This is a genomic window from Roseibium sp., assembly GCF_025698965.1.
GTDB lineage: Bacteria > Pseudomonadota > Alphaproteobacteria > Rhizobiales > Stappiaceae > Roseibium.
Genome location: NZ_JAILWL010000344.1, coordinates 1 through 7,147 on the forward strand (window position 1 = coordinate 1; position 7,147 = coordinate 7,147).

7 protein-coding genes and 1 pseudogene are annotated in these 7,147 nt (G+C 56.3%); 1 reads left to right on the forward strand and 7 read right to left on the reverse strand.

Features of this window, described 5'->3' with window-relative positions; all coding sequences use genetic code 11:
* Together K5905_RS23170 and K5905_RS23175 are read right to left on the reverse strand one after the other, a co-directional pair.
* A pseudogene (locus K5905_RS23170) lies at nucleotides 1-651 on the reverse strand (hypothetical protein); the annotation flags it as partial.
* The gene (locus K5905_RS23175; protein WP_297588329.1) at nucleotides 648-1,862 is read right to left on the reverse strand and encodes a CHC2 zinc finger domain-containing protein; all 1,215 of its coding nucleotides are present in this window, start codon (nucleotides 1,860-1,862) and stop codon (nucleotides 648-650) included. The gene K5905_RS23175 and the pseudogene K5905_RS23170, both read right to left, overlap by 4 nt.
* 44 nt (nucleotides 1,863-1,906) lie before the next feature.
* Between K5905_RS23175 and K5905_RS23180 the strand changes: the two genes are divergently transcribed.
* Nucleotides 1,907-2,665, forward strand: a complete 759-nt coding sequence (locus K5905_RS23180) for a hypothetical protein (RefSeq protein WP_297588331.1) — start codon at nucleotides 1,907-1,909, stop codon at nucleotides 2,663-2,665.
* 2 nt (nucleotides 2,666-2,667) lie between these two features.
* Here the strand turns inward: K5905_RS23180 and K5905_RS23185 are convergent, their stop codons facing one another.
* The 5 genes from K5905_RS23185 to K5905_RS23205 form a co-directional block, all read right to left on the reverse strand.
* On the reverse strand, nucleotides 2,668-4,518 hold the full coding sequence (locus K5905_RS23185; protein WP_297588333.1) for a DNA cytosine methyltransferase: 1,851 nt from the start codon (nucleotides 4,516-4,518) through the stop codon (nucleotides 2,668-2,670).
* Complete coding sequence (locus K5905_RS23190) at nucleotides 4,518-5,048, reverse strand: hypothetical protein (RefSeq protein WP_297588336.1); 531 nt, start codon at nucleotides 5,046-5,048, stop codon at nucleotides 4,518-4,520. The genes K5905_RS23185 and K5905_RS23190 overlap by 1 nt, the downstream gene beginning before the upstream one ends.
* Nucleotides 5,045-5,398 carry a hypothetical protein gene (locus K5905_RS23195; protein ID WP_297588338.1) on the reverse strand — a complete coding sequence of 118 codons (354 nt, stop codon included), beginning with the start codon at nucleotides 5,396-5,398 and terminating at the stop codon, nucleotides 5,045-5,047. Before K5905_RS23195 ends, K5905_RS23190 begins: the two co-directional genes overlap by 4 nt.
* Nucleotides 5,395-6,573, reverse strand: a complete 1,179-nt coding sequence (locus K5905_RS23200; RefSeq protein WP_297588340.1) for a hypothetical protein — start codon at nucleotides 6,571-6,573, stop codon at nucleotides 5,395-5,397. Before K5905_RS23200 ends, K5905_RS23195 begins: the two co-directional genes overlap by 4 nt.
* On the reverse strand, nucleotides 6,567-7,147 hold a 581-nt coding region (locus K5905_RS23205; protein WP_297588342.1), incomplete at its 5' end, for a DNA methyltransferase. The genes K5905_RS23200 and K5905_RS23205, both read right to left, overlap by 7 nt.

Below are 7,147 nucleotides of genomic sequence, written 5' to 3' on the forward strand. Positions count from 1 at the left end.
AATTGCCCATTTGCCCGCTTTTGGATCCGGCTGATATGAAAACCCCTGCCAAAGGTTCAAATAACCCTTCGTGCCTTTTTCATCGTCAGGATTTGGAAAGAACTCAATTCCGTCGAACTGGCGGCGATGGCGTTCGCTTTCCCAACATTTCGACCAAGAGATTGTCTTGATCTTGAGATCAGCCCCCATAACCTGCGTCGGGCGGTTGTTGTAAAGCTTGTGGAACGAGTCGACCTGGACAACGCGGACACGGTCTTCCTCTTTTGCGTGCGGCTGCTCGCGCACCATGGCAACCTTTGAACCGATCAGCACGAGCGCCCATTCCTTGTTCATCTTTTCCAGCGAATAGCCCCATGTCTGCGGCACGGGCGCGCTGGAGCCGGTGTCGTTATCGTCTTCGGCCTCACCCTCTTCCAGATAGTCCTCGGCATCAGCCGCAACACGTGCCTGTTGAGCACCCTCGATAATGTCGCGGATTTCCTCAAACCCTTTTTTCGAAGCTTTTGCAGGTTCAGCGGAAGGCGTTTCACCCCTTTGGCCCTGTTCTCCCTCGGCCTCGGTTTCCGTCGATTGCTTGGCAGCAAGTTCGGCCAGCAGTTGGGCATGAACGTCCGGTTTCTCGCCGGAGTCCTTTTGCTTTTTCTCGGTCACATTGCCTCCTGCGCGAGGTCGTTGAAATCCTTGCCTTCAGGTGCCCATGCGGTCGCTTGGCGGCGGCCGGGTTTGTCCCAACGGGCATTTGACCGGGCCATCACCTGTTCAGCGGTAAATCTGTCGCTGTCTCCGTCGCCGAGGCGCAGAACTTCTGTCACCTGGTCGGGAATAGTCAGCGCCTTTTCATCGTCCATTTCTGGTTCTGGCCCCGGTATGCGCATCGGTTTTCCCGTTTTGTTCTTAAGCTCTGGATGCGCCACGGTTTTGACCGCCTTGCCACCCATGGATTGCAGGTCGATCGATGTCCAATAGGCGCTCCGATCAAACTGCGGCGTACCGAACTCGGCAAGCATGACAGAGACTGTTGTCTCCCATCCTTCGCCGACCACAAGCCGGGTGAAACCCTCCGGTTGCCATAATTTGATCGACGCATTGCGTTTGGAGCCGCGGATCTTTTTCGGAACAATCAGTACCGACTTCCCATCTTCCCGAGGTTCGGCAAAAGGGTCCTCAATCTGGATCTTGCGACCAGGATGCATCGGATCGATGTACGTCACGTGAAGTCCGAGAAACTCGCCATTGGAACCGGTGATTTCTGCCATCATGACAGGACCGGAAAAGAGGGCGATGTATTCCTTTTTCTTTGACCCCGGCACTGGTTTCGGATGCCAATACTTGAAATGCGGATGAAACCGCAATGGCAGTGGAAACTTGAGCGGCATCAACCCGCGCCCGCGCAGGTATTCAAGCCCCTCGGTGCCGGAAACACGACCACCCCAATCCCAATATTTTTTTGCCTTTCGGATTTCTTCTCGCCGCAGCTTTTCGGCGAATGCCTCCTGCTCTCTCCGCTTCTTTTCCGCCTTGCGCTTGTCAGCTTCAATTTGCTCCGCGCTCAGCGGTTCGGCCTCGGCATTACCGCCAAGCTGCTCCATGGCCTGCGGAAATGTCATCTGAAGATGTTCCTGCAAGAATGAAATCTGATCACCTTGCGCACCGCAGCCGAAACACTTGAACATGTCCAACTTGTCGACGCAGTGAAACGACGGCGTTGCCTCTGCATGGAACGGGCAGCAGGCCCAGAAGTCACCGGCCCCCGGATTGGTCTTTGCGCGGTCCCAAGTGACGTATTTTCCGATGACGGTTGAAATCGGATTGTCGCGCTTGACCCGTTCCTTTTCAGCTTCCGTGTATCGCCGCTCCGTCATGCCCGGACTCCCATCTGCAACCGGGCCGTGCTATGGGCAAAAGCATGAAACCAATTGCGAAAACTGCAGTCCAGACGCTTCCAATATGGCTGTTCATCGTCACTTTTGCGATTTTCGCCTACTGCAAATGGGTGGTCGTTGTGTATTGGGATGGAGTTGAAATTGTCGATTGGGTAGGCGCGCTCAGTGGATGGATAGCCGCAGGCGCGGCGGGTGCTACCATCTTCGTTTTGCTTCTTCAGATAAAAAAGAATGAGGAAGTCGCCCACAGGGCACAGAACGAGGCGAAGCGTATCTTTGATGCTCGCGCACGTTCTGTTCTTCTGAAGGTCAATATCGTCTGGAAGCACGCGGAGGATATTTTGTTCCAAGCCAACAAAAATGACGAATACTTTCGTGAAAAAAGCGCAGTCTTCAAACATCGAATGACGCGGATTGCGAATGAACTTGAAGCAAATGAGTTTGAGAAAATTGTCCCGCTGATGCACCCAATAGATGCAATGGCGAGCGAGAGCTTGTTGAAAGTCCTGAGAACCTGCACCCAACCTCAAATCATCGGACAGCATGATCAAACGAAAAATGATTTTTCGGAGGTTGAGGCAGAAGGAGTATTCTATTTTCACGTCATGATACTCAGTTTCAGTGAAATGTTCACCACTCTGAAAAACTACAAACCTGAGTTCGTGTCGGTATTCTCCAATCGACATACAGAGCTGGGGAACCAAGTCGCCAACGCCAGAGAAAAATACTCGAATGAGTTCTTCGAAAGAGAATTTCCCAACAACCCCAAAAACCCCTACTAACCTCATGCCGCCAGCTTCCTTTCCGCCAGCTCCGGCACGTTGGCAGCAACAAGTGCTTTCGAAACCGGTGGACACACCGAGTTTCCGCACATGCGCCCCTGCGCTGACTGGCTGAGTTTGATTTTCTGGCCCGTTTCATCCAGGCCGTATTCAATGATGTAATCGGCAGGAAACCCTTGCGCGAGGAACCGCTCACGCGGTGTCAACATGCGCATGCCGATGTCGACAATGACGAAGGTCGCCCCGTCGATCTCCACATAGACCAGCGAACGGCGGTCCTTTGTGGTGTCGCCACCTATCGGCTGATCAAGCGGAGACGCGTCGGAATTGCCATAGTAGTTGACGAGGAACGCCGCAACCAGGTTGGCCTTGCCATCGCCGCCCGCCGTGATCGTCGGAGCCGGGTCTTTCAGATCCGCGCCAACCGAACGCGTGAACTGCCGGTCAAGGTAACAGGCGGTGACCGCCTCATGATTGCCGCCAGCGCTCAACGTATGCACGGGCGTATTGGCGGGATAGTCGCGCCGGTCGCTGCCACGCATGGAGGTCATGTGCACGGTGGCGAGTGCGACAGGAGCAGCGCCACCAGCGCGTTTCTTGAAACTGTTGGCAGTGATCGTCGGAGCCGGTTCGCGAAGGTCAGACCCCGTTGCGCCCGTGTTGTGTTTGACCAGGAAGGCCGAGACAAGTCCGGTCTTGCCATCGCCGCCCGGTGTCACGGTTGGTGCTGCGGAGTCGACTCTCTGCCCGGTCGACTGACCGAAATCCCGTTTCAGGAACGGCGCAACAACACAGTTCTGGTCTTTCTGGCTGGCGCACAACGTATGCAGTGGAACCTTTGACGAGCGATTGCCACCGCCTTGCTGCGCATAGGAAACATACGGCATCACCAGCCCGAACCCGTCGCGCGAGGCCGTCAGCGTCGACATAGGCTCTTTGATACTCTGCCCTCGGAACTGGTCGCCGCCATGGTTGCAAACCACGATGAACGGGTCTTTTTCTTCAACCACATAGCGCATGGTGCCGCGTGCGATCCGTGACATGCTGTTAGGGACCAAAGGCCGCTTGGCGCGCAGGCCGTATTTCTCGAAAATCTCTTCCTTCGTGTCGAAGATCGACGGGCACGGAAGCGAGAAATCGATAATGTCGGCGGCAGTCAGCTGTGGCAGAAGTTTACCGGCGACAACGCGCTCGTCATCCGGCTTGCCGTGGGTCGGTTCCGGCCAGACAATCGGCTCACCGTCCCGGCGCATGATGATGTAAAGGCGCTTGCGGATCGTCGGTGCACCATAGTCGCAGGCGTAAAGCTCTTTCCATTCCAGCTTGTAACCAAGGCGCTTGAGTTCCCCGACCCACTTTTTGAAGGTCTGCCCCGCGCGTTTCTTGCAGGGGCGGAATTTGCCGTTCTCGTCCTGGACAACCGGCCCCCATGTCAGAAACTCGACCACGTTTTCCAAGATGATGACCCGTGGCCGCGCTCGCTTGGCCCATGTGACCACCGTCCAGGCAAGATCACGGACATTTTTGCTGACAGGCTTGCCGCCCTTCGCCTTGGAAAAATGCTTGCAATCGGGCGAGGCCCAAAGCAGGCCGACAGGCCGGTTCCGGCAAACCTCCATCGGGTCCACCTGCCAAAGGTTTTTGGAAAGGTGGATCGTGTCGGGATGGTTCGCCCGGTGCATCGCCAGCGCGAACGGGTCGTGATTGGCGGCATAATCCGGGTGGCGTCCAAGCGCCTCGAATATACCGGTCGACGCCCCGCCGCCCCCGGCAAAGCAGTCGATAATCAACTCGCGCTCAAACGACGGCCTGCCGGCAACAGGCGGCGGCAGATCGGAAAGAAGATCCCGCATCAGTGCTCAGCCCCCAATCGCCTGAACTGAGGGCGCTCGTCTGGCGCGCCTCCATTCTCAACCGAGAACTCAAACGCGACCGGACCGGACCAGTGATAATTGGTCAGGCTGTACGAACCGGGCTCCACCTCACAGGAAGCGTCACCACTTCCCGCAATCAGATCCTCAATGCTGACGGTCATCAAATCCGGCTCGTCCAAGAGAAAGCAATTCGCATCCTCCGGCACAAACGGGAAAACCGAGTATGTCCTGTCGTCATAGACGGTCAGCGCGACATCCGGATACGACCGATGCTCGGAAAACTTGACCACTTCACCCGGTTCCACAACCAGGTCGAAGTTGGTCTTCCCGGCAAACATGCCGTCTTCCGGCACCGGGCGCAGATGCCAAGAGCCGTCCGGGTCTTTCCGGCAAAACGAGGCCGGATCTTCGACCGGCAGCGGGCAATACTCGTCCACCCAATCGAACGGTACGTAAGCCGTCTCCGCGTCTGCCGCGTCGGGGATCTCTTCTCCGAAAAGGTCCTTCATGCCGCCCTCCCGTGTGCACGATCACGGGCGGCTTTTCGCAAGCGATAGGCCTCAGATATGCCCTTGGAATTCGGGACTGGCCGTGCATTCACACCGCAGCATCGGCACCACATACGGGTGTCTTTGCGGTCTTTCAGCCACCGTTCAAAAAACCTACCGTCACCGGGAAATTCATGCGCCAGGGTGACGGCGCTACCCGCTTCAAGCGCCGCCTTTACAAGCGGGCTTGCCTTATAGCCACCGCTCAGGTGCTCCTGCACCCGGCGCTCGGCAGACGCGTCCGGTGTGTAACCGATATAGTGGCGCGCTTGCCGGTACGGCGGGTCGAAATGAAGGACATAGACCGTCATGCCGCCACCTGCCCCGCCGCCACACTGTCGTTGCTCTTGCGGGCCAGCGTCAGAAGGGATTGACCGGCAAGGCTGCCGTCGCCCCTCATCGGCATAAGGATCATCAGTGTTTTACTGTCCGGATTGTCGATCAGCGCGGGGCTGGAGGCGTCTGCCGTTGTGAGCGTCACCTCTTCCGCATCAAGGTTCAGGCTGCAGACCTGTTTGAGGTATCCCGAATTGAAGGATATGACGCTGCTGGTCAGCTTGGACCAATTGGCGGCATAGCCTTGCTCCAACCGCTCTGCACACTCTTCGCCATCCATGCCCTTGCAGGTCGCGGTTACCAGGTCGCCAGTGGCAGTGGCGCAGATATCGATGCTGGTTCTGTGTCTTGTCCGCGCGATGTCCATGCGCCGCAGCACGGCATACATTTCTTTGGGGCTGAACTTCAGCCGCGGGGCATCCGGTGCGAGATTTGGAACCACGCGCAACCAGTCTGGAAACACCCCGTCAATCAGCTTGGTTTTCACCCATCCGCCGCCCGGATAGGTAAATTCCATGCGCAGTTTGCCAACAAAAACACTCTCAGGCTCGGACAAGCCGAACAAGGCAGGCAGTACGGTGCGTGGAAGAATGACGCTGGCATTCAGTTCATGCGCATACGGAACCGCACCAAGCCGATGACCATCCGTCGCAACAACAACGCCGTTGCCTTCCGCATCTTTGGAAAAACAGATCCCGTTCAGATAATACCGGGTATCTTCTGTCGAAATGAACGGCTGGCATATCCTGAGTGCGTTAATCAGCCCGTCCGGCTTGGCCATTGGCGCGGGCTGTTCTTCATATGAAAACACCGGAAAGTCAGAAGCTGTGAAGGACGGAAGATAGTAGCGCGCACCTTCAAACAGCACATAGACGCCATAACCGTTATGTTCCGTAGCCTGAATACGAATATCTGTCTGCTTCGGCAGTCTTTTCAAAAGGTCATGTAGCTGGTGAAACGGCACCGCGCAGGCACCTGTAAACCGCTTTGCCGCAAATTTGACCCGGATTTCATAATCAAGATTGGTTGTCGTAACACCGCCGTCTGATAGCAGAACGGCCTGCAGTATCGGCATGGAGCCCCGCTCAATTCCGGGCTTGACCTTCTCCAGCGCAATACGCAAATCACCCGCAGTTGTCTCAATCAGCATGCTTGTACCCTCTTTGTTCTCACGAAGCTTTCGAGGTCGCACTGCTGCTCATCAATGACGCGCTCAACACGCTGACGTGCGGTCTCGAAGTGTTTAGGGTCGACCTCGACCCCGACGAAGGGATTGCCTGTGCGAACGCAGGCAATTGCAGCGGTTCCCGACCCCAAAAACGGGTCGATCACAGCCTCGCCCGAACGGGCGGAATTTCGGATATAGGCCTCGACCAGCGGAACCGGCTTTTCGGTCGGATGGTCGGTATCGTCCTTGTGAGGAAACGGCACCATTTGCTTGTCGCCGCAATTGGCGATCCGGCGCGCGCGACCCCGATAGAGATAAAGGATGAACTCAAGGTTCTTCATGTAGAACCGGTTTGCCGTGGCGGTTTTCTTGTCCCACGCCAACATGTTGTGAAACTTCAGACCTGCCGCATAGGCTTCGACCTGCGCCTCAAACTGGTTCTTGTCATTGGCAAAGGCGTAAACGTCCGCATCCTCTTCAAGACACGAAACGACCAGCTCCATCACCTCTTTCCAGGTAATGTCACAGATCATGATTTCACCGGAATTGTCGTAGT